The sequence below is a fragment of the Thalassospira sp. MCCC 1A03138 genome, assembly GCF_002115785.1.
Classification (GTDB): domain Bacteria; phylum Pseudomonadota; class Alphaproteobacteria; order Rhodospirillales; family Thalassospiraceae; genus Thalassospira.
Map to the genome: position 1 here is coordinate 1 of NZ_JFJY01000004.1, position 26361 is coordinate 26361.

General features: G+C 55.5%; 24 protein-coding genes. 14 read left to right on the forward strand and 10 right to left on the reverse strand.

All coding sequences use genetic code 11. The features are described from left to right. Positions 1-801 precede the first annotated feature (801 nt). The gene (locus tag TH468_RS09765) at positions 802-2112 is read left to right on the forward strand and encodes a peptidoglycan DD-metalloendopeptidase family protein (protein WP_246832282.1); all 1311 of its coding nucleotides are present in this window, start codon (positions 802-804) and stop codon (positions 2110-2112) included. 44 nt (positions 2113-2156) lie between these two features. Here TH468_RS09765 and TH468_RS09770 read toward each other — a convergent pair whose 3' ends face one another. After that, a complete protein-coding gene (locus TH468_RS09770) occupies positions 2157-3077 on the reverse strand; it encodes a LysR family transcriptional regulator (protein ID WP_085643679.1) in 921 nt (306 codons plus the stop codon). Positions 3078-3266: 189 nt separating this feature from the next. Here TH468_RS09770 and TH468_RS09775 point away from each other — a divergent pair, with 189 nt between their 5' ends. The 5 genes from TH468_RS09775 to TH468_RS09795 all read left to right on the forward strand — a co-directional run bounded on the left by TH468_RS09775 (position 3267) and on the right by TH468_RS09795 (position 9053). Beyond that, positions 3267-4307 (forward strand): amino acid ABC transporter substrate-binding protein, encoded by a 1041-nt coding sequence (locus TH468_RS09775; RefSeq protein ID WP_085644189.1) that lies wholly within the window; start codon positions 3267-3269, stop codon positions 4305-4307. 68 nt (positions 4308-4375) lie between these two features. Further along, positions 4376-5578, forward strand: a complete 1203-nt coding sequence (locus tag TH468_RS09780) for an amino acid ABC transporter permease (RefSeq protein WP_085643681.1) — start codon at positions 4376-4378, stop codon at positions 5576-5578. 3 nt (positions 5579-5581) lie between these two features. Further along, positions 5582-6925 (forward strand): amino acid ABC transporter permease, encoded by a 1344-nt coding sequence (locus TH468_RS09785; protein ID WP_085643683.1) that lies wholly within the window; start codon positions 5582-5584, stop codon positions 6923-6925. Next, positions 6922-7692 carry an amino acid ABC transporter ATP-binding protein gene (locus TH468_RS09790; protein ID WP_007092404.1) on the forward strand — a complete coding sequence of 257 codons (771 nt, stop codon included), beginning with the start codon at positions 6922-6924 and terminating at the stop codon, positions 7690-7692. The genes TH468_RS09785 and TH468_RS09790 overlap by 4 nt, the downstream gene beginning before the upstream one ends. A 50-nt stretch (positions 7693-7742) precedes the next feature. After that, a complete protein-coding gene (locus TH468_RS09795) occupies positions 7743-9053 on the forward strand; it encodes an FAD-binding oxidoreductase (protein ID WP_085643684.1) in 1311 nt (436 codons plus the stop codon). Between the two features lie 90 nt (positions 9054-9143). On the opposite strand, the gene TH468_RS09800 is transcribed toward TH468_RS09795, so the two are convergent. Both TH468_RS09800 and cyaY read right to left on the reverse strand, forming a co-directional pair. Next, entirely contained in the window at positions 9144-10940 is a 1797-nt protein-coding gene (locus tag TH468_RS09800) for an ABC transporter transmembrane domain-containing protein (protein ID WP_085643686.1), read from the reverse strand. A gap of 45 nt (positions 10941-10985) precedes the next feature. After that, complete coding sequence (cyaY, locus tag TH468_RS09805) at positions 10986-11318, reverse strand: iron donor protein CyaY (RefSeq protein WP_007092401.1); 333 nt, start codon at positions 11316-11318, stop codon at positions 10986-10988. 281 nt (positions 11319-11599) lie between these two features. Between cyaY and rpmE the strand changes: the two genes are divergently transcribed. Together rpmE and TH468_RS09815 are read left to right on the forward strand one after the other, a co-directional pair. Continuing rightward, the gene (gene rpmE / locus TH468_RS09810) at positions 11600-11827 is read left to right on the forward strand and encodes a 50S ribosomal protein L31 (protein WP_007092400.1); all 228 of its coding nucleotides are present in this window, start codon (positions 11600-11602) and stop codon (positions 11825-11827) included. 226 nt (positions 11828-12053) lie between these two features. After that, positions 12054-13850 (forward strand): adenylate/guanylate cyclase domain-containing protein, encoded by a 1797-nt coding sequence (locus TH468_RS09815; RefSeq protein WP_246832283.1) that lies wholly within the window; start codon positions 12054-12056, stop codon positions 13848-13850. A gap of 63 nt (positions 13851-13913) precedes the next feature. Here TH468_RS09815 and TH468_RS09820 read toward each other — a convergent pair whose 3' ends face one another. Both TH468_RS09820 and TH468_RS09825 read right to left on the reverse strand, forming a co-directional pair. Then, positions 13914-14387, reverse strand: a complete 474-nt coding sequence (locus TH468_RS09820; RefSeq protein WP_246832284.1) for a DUF1465 family protein — start codon at positions 14385-14387, stop codon at positions 13914-13916. A 422-nt stretch (positions 14388-14809) separates the two neighbouring features. Beyond that, on the reverse strand, positions 14810-15004 hold the full coding sequence (locus TH468_RS09825; RefSeq protein ID WP_062953427.1) for a DUF1192 domain-containing protein: 195 nt from the start codon (positions 15002-15004) through the stop codon (positions 14810-14812). An 80-nt stretch (positions 15005-15084) separates the two neighbouring features. Between TH468_RS09825 and TH468_RS09830 the strand changes: the two genes are divergently transcribed. The 4 genes from TH468_RS09830 to TH468_RS09845 all read left to right on the forward strand — a co-directional run bounded on the left by TH468_RS09830 (position 15085) and on the right by TH468_RS09845 (position 18074). Next, positions 15085-16104 (forward strand): NAD(P)H-quinone oxidoreductase, encoded by a 1020-nt coding sequence (locus TH468_RS09830; RefSeq protein ID WP_085643692.1) that lies wholly within the window; start codon positions 15085-15087, stop codon positions 16102-16104. Beyond that, positions 16101-16403 (forward strand): hypothetical protein, encoded by a 303-nt coding sequence (locus TH468_RS09835; protein WP_085643694.1) that lies wholly within the window; start codon positions 16101-16103, stop codon positions 16401-16403. The genes TH468_RS09830 and TH468_RS09835 overlap by 4 nt, the downstream gene beginning before the upstream one ends. A 12-nt stretch (positions 16404-16415) precedes the next feature. Beyond that, positions 16416-17096 (forward strand): DUF1013 domain-containing protein, encoded by a 681-nt coding sequence (locus tag TH468_RS09840; protein WP_040060006.1) that lies wholly within the window; start codon positions 16416-16418, stop codon positions 17094-17096. Between the two features lie 168 nt (positions 17097-17264). Next, positions 17265-18074 (forward strand): DeoR/GlpR family DNA-binding transcription regulator, encoded by an 810-nt coding sequence (locus tag TH468_RS09845; RefSeq protein ID WP_085643696.1) that lies wholly within the window; start codon positions 17265-17267, stop codon positions 18072-18074. Here TH468_RS09845 and TH468_RS09850 read toward each other — a convergent pair. Further along, positions 18071-18970 (reverse strand): LysR family transcriptional regulator, encoded by a 900-nt coding sequence (locus TH468_RS09850; protein ID WP_085643698.1) that lies wholly within the window; start codon positions 18968-18970, stop codon positions 18071-18073. The two genes, TH468_RS09845 and TH468_RS09850, sit on opposite strands and share 4 nt — an antisense overlap. Positions 18971-19077: 107 nt before the next feature. Here TH468_RS09850 and TH468_RS09855 point away from each other — a divergent pair, with 107 nt between their 5' ends. Further along, positions 19078-19650, forward strand: a complete 573-nt coding sequence (locus tag TH468_RS09855; RefSeq protein WP_085643700.1) for a GNAT family N-acetyltransferase — start codon at positions 19078-19080, stop codon at positions 19648-19650. Beyond that, on the forward strand, positions 19647-20858 hold the full coding sequence (locus tag TH468_RS09860) for an MFS transporter (protein WP_085643702.1): 1212 nt from the start codon (positions 19647-19649) through the stop codon (positions 20856-20858). Before TH468_RS09855 ends, TH468_RS09860 begins: the two co-directional genes overlap by 4 nt. Before the next feature lie 61 nt (positions 20859-20919). On the opposite strand, the gene TH468_RS09865 is transcribed toward TH468_RS09860, so the two are convergent. The 4 genes from TH468_RS09865 to TH468_RS09870 form a co-directional block, all read right to left on the reverse strand. Next, entirely contained in the window at positions 20920-22746 is a 1827-nt protein-coding gene (locus TH468_RS09865) for an autotransporter outer membrane beta-barrel domain-containing protein (RefSeq protein ID WP_139834682.1), read from the reverse strand. Between the two features lie 93 nt (positions 22747-22839). Then, positions 22840-23127 carry a hypothetical protein gene (locus TH468_RS21175; RefSeq protein WP_246832285.1) on the reverse strand — a complete coding sequence of 96 codons (288 nt, stop codon included), beginning with the start codon at positions 23125-23127 and terminating at the stop codon, positions 22840-22842. A gap of 44 nt (positions 23128-23171) precedes the next feature. Then, the gene (locus TH468_RS22000; RefSeq protein WP_371268748.1) at positions 23172-23240 is read right to left on the reverse strand and encodes a hypothetical protein; all 69 of its coding nucleotides are present in this window, start codon (positions 23238-23240) and stop codon (positions 23172-23174) included. A 943-nt stretch (positions 23241-24183) separates the two neighbouring features. Next, positions 24184-26124: a propionyl-CoA synthetase gene (locus TH468_RS09870; RefSeq protein ID WP_256376255.1), complete on the reverse strand. Its 1941-nt coding sequence runs from the start codon at positions 26122-26124 to the stop codon at positions 24184-24186. Positions 26125-26361: the final 237 nt, after the last annotated feature.

The window sequence follows — 26361 nt, forward strand, 5'->3', positions numbered from 1 at the left end:
CCGCACCCCGTCGGTGGAGGCGGGTTATAGGCCCCACCCAAGGAACTGTCAAACCCTTTTTTGGAAAAAAACGCGCTAAAAACGCAAAAAGTTGGAAAGCCGCTTTTCCCTTAATTTCCGCCACAACCCGCCATATCACTGTCTGATTGAGTGCGCCGCAGCATCATTTTGACCATATGGTTAGGAATTGCATTTCCCCGATTACGCCAACCGCAGAAAACAGCCGTTTCACCCTTAGCACCACCGCGCCACCATTTTGCACAGCACAAAACGGGCATCCACAGCCTTTCACCCCACCCCGGTCGTCTTTTGCGAACACATATATATAACGAGCCGTCGTGAAATCAGATTTCCCCCGAAAAGCCTATGCCAAAACACCGGGCCATCACCGGCAATTTACACACATATATATAAGTGTACGAATCATGGAGTGCGCCGGATGCCGTCCGGCCCCGGCAGCGCAACATTCAGGATGGTGATTCGCAGATACCGGCACACATTTTGGCCAGCGATCATACGCATCGACAAAAGGTGTGAATTTAAATGGTTAACACGCTGCCATTTTCTTGCCATTCTCGCCATTCAGATCAGCGTCGTTCTTGTGAAGCGCCTGCCTTGATCATTTCAACGGTTCGTAAACCATATCCCGGCATCATGACCTTATCGGGACAGTGTCCGACCAGTTGCGAATTGGCATTTCACATTTACGAGTCTTTTTTGTATAAGGTTCGTGCCGATGTTGCCGCAAAGAGCAACTCGCTGGGCACACTGCATTATTAGTTCTAGGGGAGTTCTGCGGCAATGGCCGGAAGAGACTTGGTATCTATTGCCACCATCATGGCAATCTTGGGGGGGACTGCGGGTTTCATCCTCTCTGACCATTACTCCAACGCTTCGGATACCGCTTTATCAGCCAGTGCTGCTGAAAGCGAGTTAAGCGCTTCTCCCCCATCCGGTGTGACCGAAACGGCCAACCTGCCCGATAACGAACCCCGTCTTGAAACGGTTGTGTTGGAAAAAGGTTCCAACCTGATGGCAACTTTAACTGCGGCGGGACTGGAACGGTCGGTTGCGTTCAATGCCATCGAAGCCCTTCGCGATGTTTACAATCCCCGCAAACTGCGCGCTGGCCAGGAATTTGACCTTGTTTATGCCAGCGACACCGAGGGTGACAGCGGACTTTTTGACACGCTCCGTTTCCAGCCTGATCCCGAAACCGTTGTTCTGGTTTCCCGCACCGATGACGGCTTTACCGCGTCGAGTGACAAGGTCGCACTGACCCCTGTGCGCAATGTTTCATCCGGCGTAATTGATCAGAGCCTGTTCCTTGCCGCTGAAAAGAACGGTATGCCGCTTTCGGTGCTGATGGAACTGATTGAACTTTATTCCTACGAAGTCGACTTCCAGCGCGACATCCAGCCGGGTGACAGTTTCGAGGTAATGTTTGAAGAATTGCGCAACGATTCCGGCGAGCGCGTTCGCTATGGCGATGTCGTTTATGCCAGCATGACGCTGAGCGGCAACAATGTCCGTCTTTATTCCTATAAAGACAGCAATGGCGATGTCGACTTTTATAACCAGAAGGGCGAATCGTATCGCCGTGCCCTGATGCGTACGCCCATCAACGGCGCACGCCTGTCATCGGGCTTTGGTGCCCGCAAGCACCCGATTCTCGGTTTTACCAAAATGCATAAGGGCGTGGACTTTGCCGCCCCGCCAGGGACCCCGATTTTTGCGGCCGGTAACGGTACTGTTGCCAAAATCGGTCGCAATGGCGGGTACGGGAACTATATCCGTCTGCGCCACAACGATTCGTACGATACCGCATATGCCCATATGAAGGGCTTCGCCAAAGGCCTTAAACAGGGATCGCGGGTCAAGCAGGGGGATGTGATCGGATATGTCGGCACCACAGGTGCTTCAACCGGGCCCCACCTTCACTTCGAAATCCTGAAAAACAATGCACAGGTCAACCCGATCAAGGTCAAGATGCCCAGCGGCAAGACCCTGAAAGGCAACGAGCTGAAAACTTTCCTGGCCAAGGCAGAGGGGCTCCGCGGACAATATGCCGAACTTTCGATGCATAACCGCAAAGTCGCCAGCGCCGAATAAACAGCACTTCCTGAAAATTTAGCAAGCCCGCCATCTGGCGGGCTTTATGCTTTTGGTGCCTGTTCACCACCCAGCATTTTATCCAGTTCAAGAATAAGACCGTCATAGAAATCACGTGCCATACCCGATAACGGCCGCACGTTGGACGTAATGATTTCCAATGGCTCCATAATGCGAGGACGAAACGGCAGCAACCGGATATTGGGAAAGTTGAAGGCATCGCTGAAATACCGGCAATTAAGAGCATCTACCAATGTCAAACCCATGCCGAGATTGACAAACGACATGGCATGAACCGTCGTATGGACCTCGATGATACGATTGAACGTGATCCCGGCATCGTCATAAGCCCGGCGCAATTCCCGTGTGGTGGCATTTTCCGAATCAAGCGTGATCCAGGGGGATGTTCCGGCATCCGCCAATGTCACTTCATCAAGCTGTGCCGCAGGATGATCAAGTGGAACGGCACAGAAGCATGGCAAATCCATCGAAACCGATTCATGGCTCAGCGAGCTTTCGGATTTATCCACCAGTCCGATCTGATACTGCCCGGATGCCACCCCCTGCCGGATCACTGAACAGCCGGCATGGTGCAGGCTGACCTGCACACCGGGATTCTTTTTCATGTAATCGGCAATCAGTTCCGGCAAAAAGCGATAGGCAGGCCCAAAGATTGAACAGATCCGCAGACGCCCGCCCTTATTATTGCGCGCCGCTTTCAGACTGTCTTCCAGATGGCTGAGCCCCTGCAGGATTGAATAAACTTCATCATGCAGAAAGTGCGCTTCGTCGGTCGGCAGAAGTTTACCGTTATGCCGCACAAACAGCTTGTAACCGATTTCTGCCTCGAAATTCGCCAGCATCTTGCTGGCAGCAGGCTGGCTGACGAAGCTTCGTTCGGCCGCGCGGGTGATGCTGCCAGTGACAAAAACCTCGTGAAATATCCGTAAACGCTTGATATTCATCAATCATAACTCAAAGTTATCGAACCATTAAAAACATTCAATACCATTATTCTTGTTCTTATCCTAGGATCACGATGATTTTGCGCCGGGGGCCGGAAATCGCGTCTGATGCAGCGGCATCACAGACTGCGATACGGAAAACCGGTTTGCAGAAACAGCATCAACAAGAACCTTAATCAGGGAAGCATAATGAATAAATTTGCCTCGGCTCTGGCTGTCAGTGCAGCCATGATTTTCGTCCAGACGTCGGCCAGTCAGGCCGAAGAAGGCACATCGACACTTCAGACCGTCAAGGATCGCGGCAGTGTTAGCTGTGTGATCGGGAACTCCTTCCCGGGCTTTTACAGCCTGAACAAGGAAGGCGAATGGCAGGGCATGGATATCGATATGTGCCGTGGTGTTGCCGCAGCCGTTTTCGGAGATGCAGGCAAGGTCAACTTCCTGCCGGTTCAGTGGGCACAGAGCTTTACCACGATCAAAAGCGGCAAGGGCGACATCCTTTCCAAAGGCATGACCTGGACGCTGTCACGTGATGTAAGCCAGGGCCTCGACTTCCTTGACACCTATTTCTATGACGGTCAGGGCTTCATGGTCCGCAAGGACCTTGGTGTCACGTCCGTCAAAGAACTTAAAGGTGCGACGGTCTGCGTGCTGACCGGCACTTCAAGCGAACTGAACCTTGCCGATTACAGCCGGACACATGGTCTGGACCTGAAAACGGTTGTTTTCGATGATTCGGCCGTGCGTAACACCGCGTTCTTTAACGACAACTGCGATGCACTGACCAATGACAAGTCCGGCCTTGCGGCACAACGTTCCGCCGCACCGAACCCGGCAGATTATGTTGTTCTGCCCGAAACCATTTCGAAAGAAGCCCTGTCATTTGCCGTCAAACAGAACGACAGCGAATGGGCCAATGTCGTGAAATGGACCTTCCAGGCGATGGTGGCCGCCGAGGAATACGGCATCACCTCGGAAAATGTTGATGACATGCGCGCCAATTCGGAAAGCCCGATCGTCCGTCGTATTCTGGGGGTCGAAGGCGATCTGCATGTCGGCCTCGGGTTGCCGCAGGACTGGGCCTATCAGGTCATCAAGAATGTTGGCAATTACGGCGAAATCTATGAACGCAATGTCGGCCCGAACAGCATTCTCGGTCTGGATCGCGAAGGCACGCTGAATGCCCTTTGGCAGGATGGCGGCCTGATGTATGCAAAGTCATTCCGTTAATTCCGTACATTCAGGCGGGCTGGTGATCCAGCCTGCCTGAATGCCCCACATTCCCACGGTTATCCGGTATGAACTTTATTTCGCCATCGCGTCCAAAACCTGGCATCGCGAACAGCATTTTCTCCTGCCTGAACAAGGATTCAACACGTGGCGTGGTCATACAGGCCGCAACGCTTGGCCTTGTGCTGGCAGTTCTTTTGTATCTGTTTTCAAATTCGGCACAGAACCTTGACAGGCTCGGTCTGAGTTTCGGGTTTGACTTTCTGCAAACGACCGCCGGCTTTGACATAAGCTGGAGCCTGATCGCCTATGACCCGAGCATGAGCTATTGGCGGGTCTTTCTGGTCGGGATCGTCAACACCCTGTTCCTGTCCTTCTGTGTCATTGTCTTTGGCACCCTTATCGGCACCATTGTTGGCATTTTGCGCCTGTCCCATAACCCGTTGGTATCGCAACTGGCGCGTTGTTATGTCGAGGTCGTCCGTAATGTCCCGCTGCTGATCCAGATTATTTTCTGGTTCACCACCGTCTTTTCCGCCCTGCCGCCACCGCGCAGTGGTTACGGGTTTGCCGGGCTGGTCTTTTTGAACAATCGCGGCTTTTACATGCCATCCGCTGTCACCGATATGTCCGGCTGGCTGATTGCGGCAGGAAGCCTGACTTTGTTTGGCACACTCTGGTTCCTTCTGCGTGGCATACGTCGCCAGCAACGCCAAAGCGGATCGGTCAGCCGTTCGTATCGGATCGCCTTTGCCCTCTGGGGGCTTGTGTTATGTGGCATGGCCCTGATCGTTGGCAGTTCATTGCGCTGGTCCGTCCCGGCGTTGCAGGGCTTCAATATCGAGGGTGGCATGTTTTTGCCCTCGGCATTTGGCGCGGCCTTTATCGCAATGACGGTTTACCGGTCCGCCGCCATTGCCGAAACCGTGCGTGCGGGTATGGAATCCATCAGCAAGGGACAACATGAAGCCGCCGCGACCATCGGCTTTTCACGGTTTCAAACGCTTCGCCTGATCCTGATTCCGCAGGCCGTTCGCGCCATTATTCCCCCGCTTGCCAATTCCTGGCTGGTCGCGACCAAGGATTCGTCGCTTGCCGTTGCCATCGGCTTTCCCGAACTGGTGTCGGTCTTTATGCAGACATCGGTCAACCAGACGGGGCGCGCGATCGAGATCATTTCGATGGTGATGGGCTTTTACGTCGTGGTCAGTCTGATCATTTCATATCTGCTCAACAAATATAACGCCCACGTGCAAATCAAGGCGAGGTAAGCAATGTCTGAACAAAAGCTCAAACATTTCGTTCCCACCCCGCCCCGCCTTCCGGCCACGAACGAGCAAAACCTGCTACGCCGCATTCAAAAGCAATGCTTTAACAGCATCGGCAACAGCCTGCTGACCATCTCGGTTCTGGTGCTGATCTACTATGTCGCAAAATCGTTTCTCGACTGGGCTGTCTTCAACGCGGTGTGGAATGCGGCCACCCGGCGCGAATGCATGGATATAAGCCCGGATGGTGCCTGCTGGGCCGGTGTGATCGACTGGTTTAACGGCCTGATTTACGGGCGTTATCCGGATGAAGAACAATGGCGCGTCAATGGCGGTGTCGTCATGGGGCTTTTGTGGTTATTGCCCCTGATGAACCGGCGCATTGCCTATCGCAATTCCATCCTGATCAGCTGGATCACCCTGTATCCGTTTCTTGGGGCCTATATGTTCCTTGGCGGCACCTTCGGACAGGATGTCGGGATCATTCATATGGTCTTTACGTCGCTGGCGGCGGGCTACTTCATCCTGCTTTATCTGAACTGGATGCTGTGTGCCGCCGGGCAATCTTCGCTGCCGGAAAGGGTGACACCGCTGACATCAAAGCTGTTTCGGCGCGGGCAACATATGAACGGTTTCCTGCTGGTCTGGGCCGTTCTGTCGATCCTTTGCGGCGTCGCACTGGCGCAGGTAAATCTGGAACCTGTTCCAGTGGATCGTTGGGGCGGATTGTTCCTCACACTGATCATCGCGTCCTTTGCGATTACCATGTCCATTCCGGTTGGTATTCTGCTGGCACTCGGGCGACGCTCGAAACTACCAGTCATTCACTGGTTATCGATGATGCTGATCGAACTGGTGCGCGCGGTGCCGCTGATTACCGTTCTGTTCATGGCCGTCACCCTTTTGCCGATCTTTTTGCCAAGTGGTGCCGAGCCCGACAAACTCTCGCAAGTCCTGTTTGCGGTTTGCCTGTTTGCCGGGGCCTATATGGCCGAAAACATCCGCGGCGGCCTGCAAGCCATTCCCGACGGCCAATATGAAGCCGCCCAGACACTGGGGCTTGGCTATTGGCTGACGATGGGCCTGATCATTCTGCCACAGGCGATGCGGCTGATGATCCCGAACATCATGACATCCTTTATCAGCATGCTCAAAGACACGACCCTGGTTTCGATCATCGGCCTGTTCGACATCATGCTGATGGCGCGCAATATCTCCAACGACAAAAACTGGATCGGCCTGCATACAGAGCCGCTTGCCCTGATTTCGATCCTGTTCTTTGTGATGTGCTACGGCATGTCGCAATACAGCCTGAACCTTGAAAAACGACTGAAAGCGCATCGCTCATGACTCTGTCTGATCCGCAGGCACCGGCAGGCAAACTGTCCCGCCCGGCCATTGAAATCGATAACCTGAACAAATGGTTTGGATCCTATCACGCATTGCGTGACGTCTCCCTGACCGTTGGCGAGCAGGAAATCATGGTGGTGTGCGGCCCCTCTGGCTCCGGCAAGTCCACTTTGATCCGCTGCCTCAATCATCTTGAAGAATATCAGGAAGGCCGGATTTGCGTCTTTGGGCAGGAGCTTGCCCGCGACCAGAAAAGTGACCGGTTCATTCATCAAACCATGGGCATGGTATTTCAGAACTTTAATCTGTTTCCCCATCTTACGGTTTTACAGAACTGCACGCTTGGCCTGACATGGTTGCGTAAGAAAACCGAAAGCGAAGCCCGCGATATCGCCATGGGATTGCTTGAACGTGTTGGCATCGAGCACCTTGCGGATCGCTTCCCCGGGCAGCTCTCCGGCGGTCAACAGCAGCGCGTGGCGATTTCGCGGTCACTCGCGATGGATCCGAAAATCATGCTGTTTGATGAACCGACATCCGCCCTTGATCCGGAAATGGTCAAGGAGGTGCTTGATGTGATGGTCAAACTTGCTGAAACCGGCATGACCATGGTGTGTGTCACCCACGAAATGCAGTTCGCCCGTCAGGTCGCAGACCGCGTGGTGTTCATGCAGGACGGCGAAATTGTTGAAGTTGGCCCACCTGAGCAAGTCCTCTTGCATCCGCAATGGGATCGCACGCGGGAGTTCCTCAATCACATTCTTTAGGTCCTAGTCCCCTAATCCCCGATACACGCCCTGAAACGGAACACATCGAGATGTTGGCAAAACATTCATCGAACTATATCCATGCGCCTTATTGGCAGGCGGCCATCGCGCCGAAAAAACCTGAAACATCGCTCAACCATCGCGATCTTCCCGACCGTGCCGATACCGTAATTATCGGCGGGGGCTATACCGGCATCTCGGCCGCCATCACCCTTGCCCGCGCCGGTCAGAAGGTCGTCGTTTTCGAAGCCGACGCGTTCGGCAACGGTGCCAGCAGCCGCAATGGCGGGATGCTTGGCCCAAGCTTCAGCAAGCTGGGTGAAAATGGCCTTGAACGCCAATATGGCCGCGAACAGGTTCACGCCACGATCCGCGAAAGTCTGTCGGCCTTTAACTGGCTGGTGAATTTCATTCGCGACGAACAGATCGATTGCGACCTTCAGATATGCGGACGTTTTCGCGGCGCCAGTCACCCCGCTCACTATGCCGGTCTGATCGAACAGGCCAGCGAAATCGCCAAGATTGTCGACTTCCCCGCGATTGAAATCAGCCGCGCCCAACAGGGCGACGAAGTCGGATCAAACGCCTATTACGGCGGTGTGGTTTATCCGACTGATGGTGCGGTTCATCCGGCCAAGCTTTTTCAGGGCCTGTGTGAAATTGCAAAGCGCGACGGGGCATTGCTGTTTGATCACAGTCCCGTACGTCAGGTGATCAAAAACAACAGCCAGTTCATCGTCGGTGTCGATGACAAAAATATCACCGCCGATCATGTCATCATCGCGACCAACGGCTATACCGGCGGGCCGTTTGGTAAATTCAAACGCCGCCTGATTCCGATCCGATCCGCGATGATCGCAACCGAAGAATTGCCGGAATCCGTCATCCGGTCGGTGTCACCCAAACTACGCTGTCATGGCAGCACCGAACGCCTGTCGGTCTATTACCGCCCCTCCCCCGATGGCAAACGCATCCTGTTTGGCGGGCGGTCGCTTGGTTATGGAGATTGCCCGCAGATATATCATAAATACCTGCAAAACTTCATGACGCGCCTGTTCCCGCAGCTCTCAAACGCAAAACTTGATTACGTCTGGTCGGGCAAAATCGCCTACACGTTCGATCATGTCCCCCATATCGGGGTAATGGACGGCATGCATTATGCCATGGGCTATTGCGGATCGGGTGTGGGACGGGCGAATTACTTCGGACGCAAGATTGCGCAAAAGGTGCTTGATCAGGCCGAAGGCTACACAATCTTTGAAGAATTCCCCTTCAAGACCCGCCCGTTCTATACCGGCCATCCATGGTTCCTGCCCGCGATCATGAAATGGCACAGTCTGGCGGATCGACTTGGGTTTTAGGGGCGGCATTAATCCCCTCGGAAACAAGAAAAGGGCGGCCCGACGGGGCCGCCCTTGCTCGTTTTTCAATCCATAGCCGATTGTTAGCGCCTATGCCGCGTCCTGTTCGAACTGCAACCTGGCCAGACGTCCATAAAGCGGGTTTGATTCCATAAGTTCCTGATGGGTGCCAATAGCAATCAGCTTTCCGTCATCAATCACCGCGATCCGGTCCGCATGCAGCACCGTTGCCAGACGGTGGGCAATCACAAGTGTGGTGCGGGTTTTCATGATGGTTTCAAGTGCCTTCTGAACCACCTGCTCGCTTTCGGCATCCAGCGCACTGGTGGCTTCGTCAAGCAGCAGTACCGACGGGTTGCGCAGGATTGCGCGCGCAATCGCGATGCGCTGGCGCTGCCCACCAGAAAGACGAACTCCCCTTTCCCCCAGGAAGCTGTCAAAACCGTCGGGCAACCGATCAAGGAATTCGGTTGCATGGGCAGCATCAGCCGCCGCCCGGACGTCCTCGTCGGACGCGTCAGGGCGGCCATAGCGGATGTTTTCCCACGCATTGGCGGCAAAAATCACCGGATCCTGCGCCACCAGACCAATCCGCTCGCGTACGGCTATCGGATCGGCGGTGCGAATATCGACATCATCAACCTTGATCACGCCGCTTGCCGGATCATAGAATCGCAGCAGAAGCTGAAACACCGTTGTTTTGCCCGCACCCGACGGGCCGACAAGCGCCACGGTTTCCCCCGGTTTGACCTGCAACGAAAAACCGGTCAGTGCCGAGCGGTCCGGACGCGCCGGATAATGGAAAGTGACGTTTTCAAAACTGACATGGCCAAGATGTTTTTGCGGCATCTGGACCGGGTTTGCCGGTGCGGCAATCGCCGGTTCGGTTTCAAGCAACCCCATCAGGCGTTCAGCCGCGCCCGCCGCACGTTGCAGATCACCGATCACTTCGCTGATCGCGCCAACGGAACCGGCAACCACAATGGCATAGAACACAAAGGCAGAAAGGTCCCCGGCCGAAATCGTACCATCCAGCACGTCATGCCCGCCGATCCACAAAATCGTCCCCACCGCACCAAAGACCATGACGATAACGATGGCGGTCAGAAGGGCGCGTGCCGAAATACGCGAAATCGACGTTCTGAATGCACCTTCGACGAAGCCGTCAAACTTTTCGCTTTCGATCTTCTCGTGGGTATATGCCTGCACGGTGCGCAGAGCATTGAGCGATTCTTCGGAAAAGGCACTGACATCGGCGATGCGGTCCTGTGCCTCACGCGAGAGGCGGCGCACCCGGCGGCCATAGCCGATAATCGGCACAACCACCAGCGGCACGACGAGCAAAACAAGTGCAGTCAGTTTGGGGCTGGTGATCGCCAACATGGTCAGACCGCCGACAAACATCAGGATATTGCGAAGCGCAATCGAAACACTTGATCCGATCACGACCTGCAAAAGGGTGGTGTCGGTTGTCAGCCGCGAGAGGACTTCACCCGTGCGGGTAACCTCAAAGAATCCCGGATCCAGCCGGATGATATGGGCATAAACCGCCGAACGGATATCGGCAACCACGCGCTCCCCGATCCACGATACCAGAAAGAATCGGGCATAGCTTGCCCCGGCCATAAGCAGCGTTACGGCAAACAGAACGAAAAGCGCCTGATCAAGCAGGGAGGCATTGCCATCGGCAAACCCCTGATCAACAAGCATGCGCAACCCGCTGCCAAGTGCAAGCACCGTGCCCGACGCAACAACCAGTGCCACCATCGCACCGGCAACCTGCAACCTGTAGGGCCGAACGAAGGGGATAATGGCGCGAAGAGCGGAGAAATTACGACTGGAGTCCCTGTCTGCAAGACGGGGTGAAGTACGAGGATTTAATGCCACAGCAGCCTTCCAGTTTACGCTTTTCCTGCCATTTCCATGATCGGATCAGTCGAGATCAAGTCGCCGACCGGTCTTCACCGCAAGATCAGCCGAAAGCTGATCGGTCAGCGTCGTCGACCCGCGGGTCGAGGTCCAGCTTTCATTGTCTTCATCGAAATCATAATGGCTGGCTCCGCTGACCGGCGAGGACATCCATATCTGGCGGTTCGGACCATGTTTATTGATGATGAACTGTTCACCCGAGTCGAGCTCGATCGTCAGGATTCCCGATTGCAGATCGACATCAAGATCATCGCCCATCTCGTCATCTATATGATCCGAGAGGGTTTCGATGGTGTCATCAGCAAGCTGATGGAAGCGGGTTTCATCAAGGGCCACGATCAACACTCCGTCTGTCAAAAGGGGCAAAACGCCCCCTAGCAAGGCGACAATTTCATATGTTGGCGCACCATACTATATAAAGAGTCTCGCGCAAGTCTGCATCACACAGGAACCACGGATTATTACCCGATGCGGTGTGCAATATCACCCGGACCGCTGGGAAAAAACGCCTGCCGCAACCGTTAATCAGGCTTTATCCAATAATTCCCGGATACAGGGGTTGCATAGGTCGATTTTTTCCCTTATACACCGCGCTTCAAATTCCGGAGTGATAGGCGATGAAAAAAGATATCCATCCCGATTACCATGAAATCACCGTTCAGATGACGGACGGCAGCAGCTTCACCACCAAATCGACCTGGGGCAATCCGGGCGACGTTCTGAAGCTTGACATCGATCCGAAAAGCCATCCGGCTTGGACTGGTGTTCATCGTCTGCTCGACAGCGGCGGTCAGCTCGCGAAGTTCAAAAAACGCTTCGCCGGTTTCAATATCGGTAATAACTAAGCAGATTTCGCCTTTCTGGCGATCTATGGGATCAGCGCCCGCTAGCGTCTTCATGATGCTGCGGGCGTTTTTCTTTTGTGCTGTGGTACGGTCAAATAGCCTCTCCCAAATGTACTGCCTGCCCTCTGCAACCCAGCTATACGAGGGCATTAGCCATATTTGATGGTCATCTGGACATTTTCTTGCCATAATCTTCAACCGGCGCTATACCGCGCGGAGAACGGGGATGGGGTCCCCCTATTGTCAGGAAGACTGGGCGAACCGAATGAACCAGGTGATTGCGCGCACCCAGGTCAGTTATGAAGTCTATGTAAAAGACCGTTCAGGGCGTTGGGAAATTCACGCCCACTTTACCGGTGCGCAAAAAAAGCAGGCAGAGGAAGAGGCACGCTCGCTTGAAAAGATGGCGCACGTCTCGGCTGTGAAGGTCATTCGCGAAGTCTATAACCATGCGACCAATGCCGCGGATGAATATGTCATCTATGAAACGCGGCAAAGCGGCGCAAAGGACAAAGCCCAGACAACCCCACCTGCACCATCCCGCCCGACCCCGGCGCGCGCGCCGACAAGCCCCCCCGAAAAGGTTTCAACCCCGGCCCTAAAACCGGCCCGGACAAAGGTCAAAACAGCAAGCCCCGATGAAAGCCCGGGCCTCATTGCTGTGGCGCTGAAACTGGTGATGGCGTTTTGCATCGCGATTGCCATCGGTCTGGCCGCGATGCTTGGCGCATCTCACGGGCTTGAATATCTGCCGCGTATGGGGCTTTCGATCAGTCAGGGCTTCTACGACAAGGCCAATTTCATATCCTTTATTGTCGGCTTCCTTGCCAGTGCGACACCGATGCTGATGAGCATCACAAGCAAATTCAAGGGCAAGGCACGAAAAGAGCCGGCGCAGCAGCCCGTGGCCAAACGTTCCGCCAGACCGGGGCGCAAGGCGGCATCGCCGAACCGGCCGTCCTTATCAGGCAGTTTTGCAGAAATGGCAGCCGAGGTTGCGCGTTCTGAAAATGAAGCAATGCCCGACATCGATACGGATGAAACCGAAGATACCCAATCCGCATCCGAACAGCGCGATGACGGCATCCCCGATCAGCCAATGACCGTAACGCCAGCCCTTCAGGCCACGCGCGAGGTCATGAAATCTTTCATCGCTGGCTCGATCGAAGCCATCAAGCGGACCGTCCCGAACATGGACGCCTATCACAAGTTCGGCGTCAATCTTTACGTTGCCGGTGCCTGTGACGCGTGTAGCGAGAAGAACGCCCTTGGCACCAGTCAGGGACGAAGTGTTCTGAAAGACTGCATTTCCGCACTTGGGGCAACCCGCAATATGGCCGACACATTCTGCAAGAATGTCGACAGCTATATCCTGGAACCAAAATACAAGGACATGTATGGCGCGGGCAGAAGCTCGATGGATGCCTACATGAAGGATGAGCAGAGCATCACCACATCGGTGTCGCGTGCGATTGCGTCATGGTCCGAAAAGCCGACTGGCGCGCCAGCAAACGCAAATAACAAGCTGCATGCGCTGATGTTTACCGACATCGTCAATTCGACCCAGATGACCCAGCAACTGGGTGATGTCGGCGCCCAGAAGATGGTGCATATCCACAACCAGATCGTGCGCACGGCCCTGATCAATAACTATGGCAAGGAAGTGAAGCATATGGGGGATGGCATCATGGCCGTGTTCCCGTCATCTGCAAGCTCCGTCGAAGCCGCCATCGAAATTCAGCGCAACATGGCACAGCATAATGGCCGCGAAGATCTGAAATTCCAGATTCGCATCGGCATCAATGCTGGCGAGGCCATTGCCGAAGAGAACGATCTGTTTGGCACTGTCGTGCAGCTTGCCGCACGTGTCTGCGCACAGGCGGGCGGTGATGAAATTCTGGTATCGCAGAACGTGAAGGATACCTACGCCGGCAGCCGGGCGGTCTTCACATCCAAGGGCACACGCCAGATGAAAGGCTTTGCCGAACCGATAGAAGTCTTTGCCGCGACCCCGCGCGCCTGACGGGCACTGTTTACCGGCATCGGCACGCAATTCCGCATAAGGTGAAGGTGGCTAAACCGTTGTTCAGGCTGAACAGCGTGCCGCGACCTGAAGCTCCATCCGCGCCGTTCGCATATAAAGCGAATGGGCCCGTTCCATAAGATCGCGAAGGGCGGGGGGAAATCCTGTTTCTTCGTCGCAGTCGTCGCGAACACAGATTTTCAGATCGACCATCAGATCATCAAGATCAACGGCATCTTCCCAATCAATCTCGCCCTCTTCAACCGCCCGCACCGCAAGCAGCCACGCCATCGCCCGGATCAGGCGGCTGGTCATACGCATCTCCTCAACGAATTGCTTCATTTTGGCACTGCCGTGAATCCCATGGCGCGATGCGGTTCGATTTGCGGAAAGATAATTACGCGCCTCCACCAGCAGGGTGAAAGCCTCGTCATAGGTTCGCGAAAGAGGAACAATCGCGAAGTTGCTTTGATAGGGTTGCCCGATCCCGGTCGGGTGATCCTTTTTTGCCATAAAGCTTATATGGGAAACGGACACCGGGCTTCAAGCATCCGCCAGAATTTGCCCTGAATTTGCCCCGAAATAGAAAGACCGCCCCAAAGGGCGGCCTTGCCTCAACCTGCTAAACTTGCCGGACTTTTTTGTTATTCTTGATCTTGTTTGTGGCGGAACTCTAGCCAGCGGTTGGCAAGGGGTCAAGGTAATTAATGTCGGAAATATGACAGTACGTATTAATACGTACCGAAATACGTATAAACAGTACGTAGAAGGCGAAAACATAAAAAGAACCGCCCTGAATTTGGGCGGTTCAGTTTAACAGGGAGGCATCGAAACATCACGTTCGACAAGGGGCCAAGCTCTGGCCCACTACTCATATATAAGACGGGAAGCTTAACATTCAATTAACCGGAGGTTTAAAAATATATCCTCACGTTTAATGTTTTGGCGCACCCGTCCCGTCAGTTCTTGAAAAGCGCCTCGGCCCCGGCACGCACGCCATTGCGATGCTCCATTGCCGCATCGACGCGCACCAGTTCCTGTTCAAGGGCGGATCGATAATCGACAAGGTTTTCAATCGACATTCCGTCAAGGTTCCGCGGCAGGCCGAACATCGCGGCCAAAGGTTTTTGCAGGTCGTCTTCTTCCACAGTCATCCTCCTTTGACATTTTGCCCTTGGCGTTTTTCCCGCTATTACATAGTGACCGAATTTATCATTCGCCATGGAGTTTTGTCATGACCTTGCCAGACCTTGCCCCGGACCTTGCCAAAGACATGCAGGCAATCGAAATCCGTATCGACGGCGACAACCGGTATCTTGCCGCTGGCAAGGTGGCGACGCCCGAAATCGCAAAGGGCGAGGTTCTGGTCCGCATTCATGCCGCCGGCGTCAACCGGCCCGATCTGATGCAGGTGGCCGGGATGTATCCGCCGCCCCCCGGCGCGTCGGAAATCCCGGGGCTGGAGCTTTCGGGCGAAATTGTCGCCACCGCCCCCGATGTCACGCAATGGAAAATCGGTGATCGCGTCTGTGCCCTGGTCACTGGCGGCGGCTATGCCCAATATGCCGCTGTCCCCGCCGCGCAATGCCTGCCGATCCCGGCCGGTCTTTCCATGACAGAAGCAGCATCCCTTCCCGAAACCTTCTTTACCGTCTGGCATAATGTGTTCGACAAGGCCGGGCTGAAACAGGGCGAAACATTCCTTGTCCATGGCGGCACATCGGGGATCGGCACCACCGCGATCCAGCTTGCCAGGGCTTTTGGCGCGCGCGTGATCACAACGGCGGGCACCGATGAAAAATGCCAGGCCTGTCTGGATCTTGGCGCGGACATCGCCATCAACTACAAAACACAGGACTTCGTCGAAGAGGTAAAAACCGCAACCAACGGCAAGGGGGCGGATGTCATCCTTGATATGGTCGCAGGCGATTATGTCAGCCGCAATTTCAAGGCGGCTGCGATGGAAGGCCGTATCTTGATCATTGCCTTCCTGAACGGACCAAAGGCCGAAACCAACTTTACCCCGCTTCTGTTAAAACGCCTGACCCTGATGGGATCAACCCTGCGCGCCCAGCCGGTTGCCAACAAGGGCGCAATCGCAGGCAAACTTCGCCAGCAGGTCTGGCCACTATTTGAAAACGGCACGATCAAACCGGTCATTTACCAAACCCTGCCGATGAATGAAGCCCAGGCCGCACACGACATTTTGCGGGGTGGCGCACATGTTGGAAAAGTGGTACTGGAAGTGCCTTGATCGTTTACGGATCGGGGTTGAAGGCATATTCGGTCAGTACCGGCTTCACCCTTTCCTGGCAACTGGCCTTTGATTGCGGGACGAAAAGAAATATTCTTTTCGATAACCTGCAACAGATTGTTGCTTTTAACCGCACATTGATCGAAAAGAGCGCTGTGGCGGTTCCAGCGACGCGCGGCACCCACTTTGGGTTGCCTTTGCAGCGTTGCCGGAACACCAAAACAGATTATATTCTGGGGCAAATATTCCCGCGTTTTTGGGGTTCATCCCATCGCCGGTCTCCAGATGAGAAAGAGTAAACAGGAGGAATTATGGCTCAGCCCCTCATGCCCAAAGCAACGGCCGTATGGCTTATCGACAATACCGGCTTGTCGTTCCGGCAGATTGCAGCCTTTACCGAGCTGCATGAACTGGAAATTCAGGCCATCGCCGATGGCGATGTCAATCAGGGGATTGTCGGCCTTGATCCGGTTGCCAATGGTCAGTTGACCAAAGACGAGATCGCCCGCTGCGAAGCCGATCCGCGTGCATTGCTGAAAATGGCAAAGTCCGATCTGCCGCGTCCGCGCGCGCATGGCAAAGGCGCACGTTACACCCCGGTTTCAAAACGCCAGGATCGCCCGAATGCGATTGCATGGCTGCTCAAACACCATCCGGAACTCTCGGATGCGCAGATTTGCAAACTGATCGGGACCACCAAGGACACGATTGGCAAAATCCGTGATCGTACGCATTGGAACTCGGCCAACCTGACGCCGCGCAACCCGGTGACCATGGGTCTTTGCATCGAACTGGACCTTGAAAAACAGGTCGTGATCGCGCGCAGCAAGAACCCGGAAAAGGTCGTCAAGAATGTCGAGCCCGATCCGCTGCCCGAAGAATTGCAGATCAATCCGGAACCGGATTATCCCGGCAAGAAAGACGATCGCAAAAAAGACGAACCCAAAACATCCGATTACATGGAAGCAGCAGAAAACCTGTTCCGCTCCTGATCGATGCAAAGGCCGCCCACCGGGGCGGCCTTTTCTCTTTGGCGACCAACCCAAAAGCGAATATGTTTTGTTTCATATGAATGCCGTGAAACGGTAATATTCCTGAAATGAACACGACATAACATTCGTTTAAACAAAATCGCGAAACAACCGCCAAAGAAGCCCCTCATGCAAAAACGTCCGACTGAACGTCAGGCCAGTATCGTTGAACTTGTCCGTGCTGACGGTTTCAAGACCATTGAACAGCTTGCCGAACGTTTTCAGGTAACCCCGCAAACCATCCGCCGCGATGTAAACGCCCTTTGCGACGAAGGATTGCTGCGCCGTCGCCATGGCGGGGTTGAACCGGCGCTCGAACATGAAAACATCGCCTATCGGGCGCGCAAGGTTCTGCATGTGAATGAAAAGCGCAAGATCGCGGCACTGGTTGCGCGCGCCATTCCCGATGGCGCATCGCTGTTCTTTTCAATCGGCACCACGCCGGAACTGGTCGCAAGCGCGCTTTTGCAGCATCGCGGTTTGCGGATTTTCACCAACAATCTCAATGTGGCTTACGTCGCCGCCACCAATGACAGCTTTGATGTCACCCTGATCGGTGGCCGGTTGCGCAATCGCGACCGCGATGTGCTGGGGCCAGAAGTCGAGGCATTCTTTAACAGCTACAAGGTCGATTACGGCATTTTCGGTGTTGGCGGCATTGATGCCGATGGCAGCCTGCTTGACTTTGACGAACAGGAAGTCCGCGCACGTTCCGCCATTCTGACCAACTCGCGCCAGACCTATCTGGTGGCCGATCACACCAAATTCGGGCGTAACGCCGTGGTGCGGGGCGGCTCTGTCACACAGGTCACTGCCTTCTTCACCGATTGCGCACCGCCCGCTGCAATCACCCAGATGATCGAAAAAAACGGCGTTGCCCTGCATATCCCCGAACCAAACGCCGAATTCCCGACCTTCTACGTCCCCGAAGAGGACTAGGCACCCGTCCAGTCCCGTGCCGCCGCAATCAATCCATTGCGGACTTCGCGCAATCCGCTGCCCATCACCTTATCACGCCGGACCACAAGCGCCAGACTGCGCGCTAGGTCCGGGGCAAGCTTGCGGGTCTTGATCGGAAACTGTGTGCGGCCCAGCCGTGCCCCCATCGCGGGCAAAATCGTTGCCCCCAACCCGGCCCCGACCAGCTCCTTGATCGCCTCGACACTGCCCAGTTCCATGATGGAATGCCCGGCAACCCCCGCCGCACGCAGCCAGTCATCGACAATGGTGCGTGTCTGGCCGCCGCGTTCATACAAAACCAATGGAATATCTGCCAGATCAGCCGGCCGAACCAGATCGGGCACATCCATCCCGTCGGGAAAGATCGCGACAAACGGATCGGTCAGAACCGGCACGATATCAAGACTGCGCCCGCTGGCGGGCAATGTCACCAGCCCGATATCAAGGCTGTTTTCCTCAATCGATTTCAGAACGTCGCTGGTATTGCCGGTCCGAACGATGATTTCCAGCTTCGGGAAACGCCGCTGCAACTGTTCCAGAACCTTTGGCAGGAAATAGATGCAGGCCGTTGCACCGGTCCCGATGCGCACCTGCCCGACCGTGCCACTGGCAAATCCCGCCACCGCATCCAGGGCGTTCTGAACGGACGCGTCAATCTCCCCCACCCGATCCAGCAAGGCCTGCCCGGCCGGTGTTGGCATCGCGCGTTTGCCGACGCGCTCAATCAACCGCACACCAAGACGATCTTCAAGCTGGCGGATCTGCTGACTGATCGCAGGCTGGCTTAAATTCTGCCGGGCGGCGGCGGCAGAAAAACTGCCAAGTTCGATCACATCGGCAAAGGCATGCATCTGATCAAGGTTAAGACCACGCATCTAAAACTATTCCTTATGATTTGCATAAGAATACAAATCTTATCTTATTTCAGATGACCGGCTAATGTCACGCCATACAGTTAATCTCTGATATGGAATCCCGATCAATGTCGACCGATACACTGCCTGCAACCGCCAAAACGTCCGATCTCGTCATACGCGATGCCAATCATTCCGACATTGCCGCCATCACCGCGATTTACCACCACCATGTTCTGACCGGCACCGCCTCGTTCGAAGAAATCCCGCCGTCTGAGACCGAAATCACCAATCGCTTTGATGCCATCCGTGGCTATGGCCTGCCCTATCTGGTCGCCCTGCGCGGTGATGTCATCGTCGGCTATTGCTATGCCAGTCTCTATCGCCCGCGTTCGGCCTATCGCCACACGGTGGAAAATTCGATCTATGTCGCGCCGGATTGTATCGGGAACGGGATCGGGGCGGCCCTGATGGCGGCTCTTCTCGAACGCTGCGAAGCAGGTCCGTGGCGGCAGATGGTTGCCGCCATCGGCGATAGCAAAAACCACGCATCCATTGCCCTGCATCGGAAATTCGGCTTCGACATGACCGGCACCTTCCACAATGTCGGCTACAAGTTCGGCAAATGGCTGGACTCGGTTCTGATGCAACGCCCGCTTGGTTCCGACAAACCGGTCATCCCCGGCCCGGCCGATAAATGATCACCCGCGCGCTTGTCATAAAGCTGGGGCTTGGGCAGCTCATCAGTTGGGGCACGGCCTATTATCTGATTGGCAATTTCGGCACCCTGATCGCCCAACATCACGGCTGGTCCAGCAGCGTGGTTTATGCAGGCTTTTCGCTAAGCCTTCTGACCATGGCTGTCGTCTCCCCCTTTTGCGGCAGGATGATCGACCGTCACGGCGGGCGGATCATCATGACGATGGGATCATGCCTCAATGCCCTTGGCTGTCTGATCCTTGCATTCGCCGATCAGCAGGTGCTTCATTTCATCGGCTGGATCATCCTTGGGCTTGCCATGCGGGCCACCCTTTATGATGCGGCCTTTGCAACCCTCGCCCGGATTGGCGGGCGCGATGCCAGACGGGCAATGGGGCAGATCACGCTTTTTGGCGGCTTGGCCTCAACCGTCTTCTGGCCGCTCGGGCATTTGATCCAGTCTGAATTCGGCATCACCATCGCCCTTGTCGCCTATGCCGGTTTTGCCCTGTTGACCGTCCCGATGTACGCCGCCATCCCCGATGCCCGACATGGCGCACCTTCGGGAACGGGAACCAACCCGACCAATGATACCGATGACCACGGACTGGCAACGCATCAACGCCTGTGCGGCTTTCTGTATGCCGTAATCGTCACCCTGCTCAATGTCGTGAATGCCGCGATGTCGGCCCACATGATCGCGATCCTGATCGGTCTTGGCTTAACCACCGCCGCTGCGATCAATGCCGCATCGCTGCGTGGCATCGGCCAATCCGCGGCGCGTGCCGCCGAAATCCTGTTTGGCAAACGCATCGCCCCGGCAAGCCTGACATTGTTTGCAACCGCCGTTTTACCGCTGTGCTTTGTCCTTGCCTTCTGGGGCGATCAGTTTGCGCTTGCCGCCATGACCTTCACCCTGCTTTACGGGGCTGCAAACGGCGTCCTGACAATCACACGCGGAACCCTTCCCCTGATGATCTTCGGCAATGCCCGATACGGCCATCAGGTCGGACGATTGCTGGTGCCGGGCTTTATCCTCTCCGCCCTCGCGCCCAGCCTCTACGAACGCGCCATCGCACACTGGGGGCCCAGCGGCGCGCTCTGGCTTTCCATCGCCCTGCTGGCCTGTGCCTTCGGTGCAGCCATGTGGCTTTATCTGCTCTTACGCCCGCAAAGGTCTGAACCCCGCCCTGCGCTGATTGCCCGATAGATATTTCTCATAAAAAAGCCCGCAAATCAAATCTGCGGGCCTCACTAGCATCACGTCGCGTTCAGAACTTCAGGTCTAAGGTAATCATCACATCTGCGCGCTGCGCAGCCGGATCCCCGGACAGGCTGAGCTTGCTCGAAAATCTGTCATCAATATCTGCCAGTGTTGCGCCAGCGGAAATTTCAGGCGTGCCGCTATCAGACAGGCTGGTACCGACATAAGGCGACGCCGTTCCGGCAAAGCTTCCATCCCGCCCCGTAAACGAAATACCATAAGCAACCAAACCGCTCAGGGTATATTCGCTGTAGTCATCACGCCCAACCATGCGCGACCCTTCGATTGACCCCGACAGGCCAGTCCCGCCCGAGGCAAACCGCACACCACCACCAAGGTCAAACGCCCCGGCATCGCCGTTGGTCTGGTCGGTGAAATCGTGGATATAACCCGCTTTGACATATGGCGTCAGGGACGTCTCGCTTATCTGGAAAGAATAGGCCAGCTCGGCATTCGGCTTTAACTGAACGGTATTGACCGAGGATTCAGCAACCCGGCTACCGTCACTTTCGGTATAGGCAGCAAGCGTATTGCGCGACGTCAATGCACCCAGCCCCCCCGTAACCCGAAACGGGCTATCTGCAATTGGCTGGAAAGTCTGGCGTGCATCAACCTGCAGATACCAGGTCTGGCTGTCGGTATTTCCCGTCACAGTGCTATTGCGGCTTCTGGCGACATCCCCGAACGCATATCCCGCAATCGCCGAGAAGGTCAGCATGTCCGACGGTCTATAGATCACATAGGGCGAGAGGTTCCACGTATCCTCTTCGTAAGTGCCGCTCTCAAAGGTCGTCGTAATGTCGGTTTGAGCGTATCCAACGGACATACCCGCCACCAGTGCGGGCGAAAAACGATAGTCCGCACCGACATTGTACCCCCAGACGCTGCCGTCGTAACGGCTGTCCTCGCCCGTCCGGTTGCGCGTATTCTCGATATCGGTAAAGGAGCCATACCCCCAGATCGTAATCGGACTTTCACGAGACAGCAGCGTTCGTTGTTCCGCCCCATCCGTTGCACTATCAGCGTTTTGCGCCGCCGCAAGCACACGTGACGTATCGAAAGACGCAAGCATCGCCAACCCGCCCAGGGTTGTACCCTCCGTGCGCGTTTTCTTGTCCATCGGATCATCAAGCAAGCCCGCCGAAGCAAAACCGAATTGCTGTGTCGATGTGGTGTTCGTATTAGCCGGCGCCGTTTCAACGGATGCGCCAGCGGCCACATTGGCCACCCGCGATCCAAAATTCTGCCCGATGATCACGGATTGTGACCGTGTCACCGACCCCTGAACCGCGCGCAGGGCGGCGGCCGAGCCCCCCGAAGATGCCGCGTCAACAGTCGTGATTGTGACCGATGCACTGTGGAAGGTCGTACCACCTCCTACCACTAGGGTATAACTGACGGTCATCTGGATCGTCGCCCCATTCTCCCCATCAATGGTGACCGTCGCGGTTTCATTAGCGGCATTTAGGCGGTCACTTGTGCAATGAGCACCAGCGGGGGCGTTATAAGCGCCAATCCGACATCCTCTATGCGCAGTATCGTCGCTGCTACCCCCAGTTCCGATCCTGAATTGCTCGGCTGAGAGGTTCGCGTTTTGGACCTGGAAGACGATATCGCGCAATGCGGTGCTGAAGTTAGTACCACTTGCCGCATCGCAGCGGGCAGCACTGTCGTCGTAGATCACATAAGCGTTTAATCCAGCGGTTGCTGCGGAGACGTCGCACGTGATTGTCGTCGTTGCCGCAAATGCGTCACGCCCATCACCGGTCATAAAGCCACAAAAGATGGTCATCGCCAAAAGCAGCGACGATGGCAATTTAACGATATTGATCATACAGGTCCCCCCGAACCATTCCGCACCCAACAGCTTAACCACAAGCAACTCTGCGTTGCATAACAACCTGATTAGCCAAAATTTTTATTGTGATCAACCTTTTATGAGCCACAAAAACGACGCGCGGCTCCAACGCGCGCGCACTTTCGGCCCTGTGTCGCTTCTTTTTGGTCGGGAGCCTATCTTCAATCCAAAGTGGTTTAACCAGCCTTCTATGCGATTTACAGCATGTCCGAAATCGCTTTGTAAAGATGCCCCGACACGGGCAAGGTGGGCGGTATATTTCCGGCAATCATCGGACAACGGATCATCCATCGGTACCTTGAACGCATCACGATAATAAATCATGTCATCAATACTCTTCCCCGGCGCATTGGCCATCTGTCCGTAACTGGCAGTTCAAACCCCGCCAAGGGCTGGATAAATCAACGCCGCGCCCGGACCGCAATCCCGGCAGCCAACATGCCACCTGCACTGTCGCCAGCCAGAACGATCTTCTTGCCTGAATGCGCCCGGCGATCTGATCCGTGCCTTTGCCGATCCGCCGGTCTTGCATTTCACGGGTTGGGCTGGGCTGGGCTGGGCTGGGCTGGGCTGGGTCGGGTCGGCTTTGCTCGGCTCTGGCCCTGCCATGCCTGCCCCGCCATTCCGATGCCGCCTTTGTGACATTGGCCGGGCTTGGCGGACGTGATCCAGCACGGGCAACGGGCAAATCCCCTGCCCGGCCTTCGCATGGCTTGGCGGTCTGGCAGTCTCGCGGCCTGACGGTTTCGCAGCTCCGCCGTCTGGCGATCTGGCATCGACGGACCAGTCGGCCCTGCCGATCTGATCCAGTCGCAATTCGGCCCTGCCGCAACCACAGTCATTGCCATCGTCACCCTTTTCGGGTTTGCCTCTTTCGACTTCCCGACACTTCCGGCACGTCCCCCTGCCCGAAGGACACATTTCTCCCGTCATGACTAACAACCGTTTTTCGCCAATGCTCCCCGAAACTTATCGAGGCTGTCGGGCATCACCGCCCGGACGCACGTCCCCCGTAATGACTTTTCCATCCGCCATCAATACCCCTGTGGCAACGTCGTCGTCGCCCTTTCGGCCTGTCATATCGCTGAACATTCATTGTCACTTTCCTGTCTTCCCGGCCCGAATACGCAAAAACCCGCGAAAGCGCATCACGCTTTGCGGGTTTTTGATCCGGGTGCATTTGTCCCGTTGACTTCGCCTTTATGACACAAACAAAAGAACAAATAAAGAACATTTTACCGAAAACTCGAAAAAACTTCCGGTGAAAACTCACTCTCCAGAAAATGATTTGTTTTTCAATATGTTATGAACCGCATCCCCGGCCCCAATAAAAGCCGCCCGCAGGATAAATCCGGCGGGCGGTCAAGTTGGCCCGTGCTTATCCGGGCATCAGGAGTTTGCATTACTCGCTGCTTACGCCGATTTGGCGTAACCGATATCTTTCAGGGCTTCGGCAATTTCCGGTAAAATGCCCGGATCATCAATGGTTGCCGGGGCGTTGTAGGCCTCCCCATCCGCGATGGATCGCATGGTTTTACGAAGGATTTTGCCCGACCGGGTTTTGGGCAAACGGTCCACGATGGTTGCCTGCTTAAACGCCGCAACCGGCCCGATCTGATCGCGCACCATCGCAACCACTTCCTTGATGATCGCCTCGTGCGGGCGGTCCACCCCGGATTTCAGAACCACAAAGCCAAGCGGTAATTGCCCCTTAAGGTCATCATGCACCCCGATCACCGCACATTCGGCGACATCGGGATGACCCGAAAGCACTTCTTCCATTGCCCCGGTCGACAATCGATGCCCCGCGACATTGATGATGTCATCGGTTCGCGACATCACATAGATATAGCCGTCCTCATCGATAAAACCGGCATCCCCGGTGGCGTAATAGCCCGGAAATTCTTCAAGATAGGCCGATTTAAACCGCTCATCATTCTGCCAAAGGGTCGGCAATGTCCCTGGCGGCAACGGCAACTTGGCCACCAGTGCGCCGATCTTGCCACGTTCAAGCGGCTTGCCGCCCTCATCCACCACCTGCACGTCCCAGCCACAGGCCGCAACCGTCGGCGAGCCATATTTGATCGGCAGCATCTCAATGCCGCGCGGATTGGCACAGATCGACCAGCCGGTTTCGGTCTGCCACCAATGGTCAATCACCGGTACGCCAAGGCTGTCTTCGGCCCAGTGCAGCGTATCGGGGTCGGATCGTTCCCCGGCAAGATAAAGCGCCTTCAGGCATGAAAGATCATAATTGGCCATCAACGCGGCCTTGGGATCATCGCGCTTGATCGCGCGAAATGCGGTTGGTGCGGTAAACAGGACCTTGACCCGATGCTGTGATATCACCCGCCAGAAGGCCCCGGCATCCGGCGTTCCGACCGGCTTGCCTTCATACATCACCGTCGTGCATCCGGCCAGAAGCGGCGCATAAACGATATAGGAATGCCCAACAACCCAGCCGACATCGGATGCTGCCCAATAGACATCACCGGCCTCGACGTCATAGATATTTTTCATCGACCAGTTAAGCGCCACCATATGGCCGCCATTGTCGCGCACGACCCCTTTGGGCTGGCCGGTCGTGCCCGACGTGTAAAGGACATAAAGCGGATCGGTCGCCGCCACCGGCACACAATCAGCCGGGGCCGCCTTGGCGCATTCCGCCATCCAGTCAAAATCACGCCCGTCAATCAGGGGGGCCGAACATTGCGCGCGCTGGAACATCAGCACCGTTTCGACCTTGTGCTTCGCCTGATCAATCGCCCGGTCCAGAAGCGGCTTGTATTCGATCACGCGTGATCCCTCGATACCGCAACTGGCACTCAGGATCAGCCTAGGCTTTGCATCATTGATCCGGGTTGCAAGCTCGTTGGATGCAAAGCCACCAAACACGACCGAATGGATCGCACCAATGCGCGCACATGCCAGCATCGCCATCGCCGCCTGCGGGATCATCGGCATGTAAATGATCACCCGGTCACCCTTGGTCACCCCCTTGGCATGCAGGGCTCCGGCAAGGCGCGCAACATCATCGCGCAGCCGGTTATAGGTGAATGTTTCGATCGTATTGGTGACGGGGCTGTCATAAATCAGGGCCGCCTGTTCGCCGCGGCCATTTTCGATATGACGATCCAGCGCGTTAAAGCAGGTATTGACCATCCCGCCTTCAAACCAGCGATAAAACGGCGCGTTGCTGTCATCAAGCACCCGGTCCCACTTCTTGTACCAGGACAGACTTTCCGCAGCTTCTGCCCAGAAACCTTCCCTGTCCGCGATCGAACGATCATAGATTTCCTGATAGCGACCCGTCATTTGTGAAACTTCCTCCCGCGCGTCTGGATCTTTGCCCAAATATACGCGTCTGGCTTGTGTGCTGCGTTACCGCGACATCATCATCCGCAAATGTTGTGACATCGCCTGCCCGATCTGCGTCAAGGACCGGATCAAAGACCGGACCTTAATTCGGCATCATAATACCGATTTAAGTTTCCAATGCCCCTTAGACATTGGTAGAGGGCAGAAAACCGGGGTTTTGCGGATTGAAATCAATCCAGGAAATATCTTTCCGCGTATGCTGTCCTATACAGA

What these genes read in the sequence shown, in the direction of transcription:
- TH468_RS09765 (WP_246832282.1), top strand. Translation starts at nt 802, where the DNA reads ATGGCCGGAAGAGACTTGGTATCTATTGCCACCATCATGGCAATCTTG.
- TH468_RS09790 (WP_007092404.1), top strand. Translation starts at nt 6,922, where the DNA reads ATGACTCTGTCTGATCCGCAGGCACCGGCAGGCAAACTGTCCCGCCCG.
- rpmE (WP_007092400.1), top strand. Translation starts at nt 11,600, where the DNA reads ATGAAAAAAGATATCCATCCCGATTACCATGAAATCACCGTTCAGATG.
- TH468_RS21175 (WP_246832285.1), bottom strand. Translation starts at nt 23,127, where the DNA reads ATGGCCAATGCGCCGGGGAAGAGTATTGATGACATGATTTATTATCGT.
- TH468_RS09840 (WP_040060006.1), top strand. Translation starts at nt 16,416, where the DNA reads ATGGCTCAGCCCCTCATGCCCAAAGCAACGGCCGTATGGCTTATCGAC.
- TH468_RS09860 (WP_085643702.1), top strand. Translation starts at nt 19,647, where the DNA reads ATGATCACCCGCGCGCTTGTCATAAAGCTGGGGCTTGGGCAGCTCATC.
- TH468_RS09830 (WP_085643692.1), top strand. Translation starts at nt 15,085, where the DNA reads ATGACCTTGCCAGACCTTGCCCCGGACCTTGCCAAAGACATGCAGGCA.
- TH468_RS09815 (WP_246832283.1), top strand. Translation starts at nt 12,054, where the DNA reads ATGGGGTCCCCCTATTGTCAGGAAGACTGGGCGAACCGAATGAACCAG.
- TH468_RS09850 (WP_085643698.1), bottom strand. Translation starts at nt 18,970, where the DNA reads ATGCGTGGTCTTAACCTTGATCAGATGCATGCCTTTGCCGATGTGATC.
- TH468_RS09780 (WP_085643681.1), top strand. Translation starts at nt 4,376, where the DNA reads ATGAACTTTATTTCGCCATCGCGTCCAAAACCTGGCATCGCGAACAGC.
- TH468_RS09825 (WP_062953427.1), bottom strand. Translation starts at nt 15,004, where the DNA reads ATGACTGTGGAAGAAGACGACCTGCAAAAACCTTTGGCCGCGATGTTC.
- TH468_RS09855 (WP_085643700.1), top strand. Translation starts at nt 19,078, where the DNA reads ATGTCGACCGATACACTGCCTGCAACCGCCAAAACGTCCGATCTCGTC.
- TH468_RS09770 (WP_085643679.1), bottom strand. Translation starts at nt 3,077, where the DNA reads ATGAATATCAAGCGTTTACGGATATTTCACGAGGTTTTTGTCACTGGC.
- TH468_RS09865 (WP_139834682.1), bottom strand. Translation starts at nt 22,746, where the DNA reads ATGATCAATATCGTTAAATTGCCATCGTCGCTGCTTTTGGCGATGACC.
- TH468_RS09785 (WP_085643683.1), top strand. Translation starts at nt 5,582, where the DNA reads ATGTCTGAACAAAAGCTCAAACATTTCGTTCCCACCCCGCCCCGCCTT.
- TH468_RS09845 (WP_085643696.1), top strand. Translation starts at nt 17,265, where the DNA reads ATGCAAAAACGTCCGACTGAACGTCAGGCCAGTATCGTTGAACTTGTC.
- TH468_RS09795 (WP_085643684.1), top strand. Translation starts at nt 7,743, where the DNA reads ATGTTGGCAAAACATTCATCGAACTATATCCATGCGCCTTATTGGCAG.
- TH468_RS09775 (WP_085644189.1), top strand. Translation starts at nt 3,267, where the DNA reads ATGAATAAATTTGCCTCGGCTCTGGCTGTCAGTGCAGCCATGATTTTC.